Raw genomic sequence first — 702 nt, 5'->3', positions numbered from 1 at the left:
CCCCGCTTACCAGCGACGCAGCTGATGCCGTCTTTATTCGGCCTGCTGACCACTACGAAAACTAGAAGGAGCGTGAACCATGAGCAACATCAATGACGAAACAGTACGGGCAAAAATGCGAAAGCTTCGCGTATCGACCTTCGCTGATGTCTTCTACGAGATTGTCAACGACGAAGCCTATACAGATGCGCTACCAGAGGACATCTTCCTCGCAGCAGTCGAAGAGGCCTACACACAACGGCAACAACGCAACATCGCCAAAGCCATCACCCAGGCACAATTCCGATACCCGGATGCGAGCCTTGCTGAAGTCACCCGGGCAGAACAACGCGGCATCAACATGCGCCAACTGAAACGAATCGCGGCGACCAACTGGCGGGAAAACCCGACCAACATTCACATCCTCGCACCGACCGGAACAGGGAAAACATACATAGTCTGCGCCATCGGCGTCGCCGCATGTCAAGCCGGATACTCCGTGGCCTACTACCGGCTAGACCAACTCGTAGACATGTTGGCGGTCTTCTCACCGACTGATCAAAACTACCTCGATAAGATGCGGAAACTGATCAATGTCGATGTCCTTATCATCGACGATTTTTTGACCATGAGCATCAACCAGCGCGGGCAAGAAGACCTGAGCAAGATCATATTCGACCGCGACGGTCGGCTCCCAACGCTGATCTCCTCCCAATCGGCCGC

Annotated in this window: 1 protein-coding gene; it reads left to right on the top strand. The window is 54.3% G+C overall.

Annotated features, from left to right (window positions below; genetic code table 11):
* Positions 1 to 79: 79 nt before the first annotated feature.
* Positions 80 to 702: ATP-binding protein (locus HMPREF3101_RS02630; protein WP_070462380.1), on the top strand; the 623-nt coding region annotated here is incomplete at its 3' end.

The organism is Corynebacterium sp. HMSC29G08 (assembly GCF_001806875.1).
Taxonomy (GTDB): Bacteria; Actinomycetota; Actinomycetes; order Mycobacteriales; family Mycobacteriaceae; genus Corynebacterium.
This window is presented reverse-complemented; position numbering and strand designations above follow the sequence as displayed.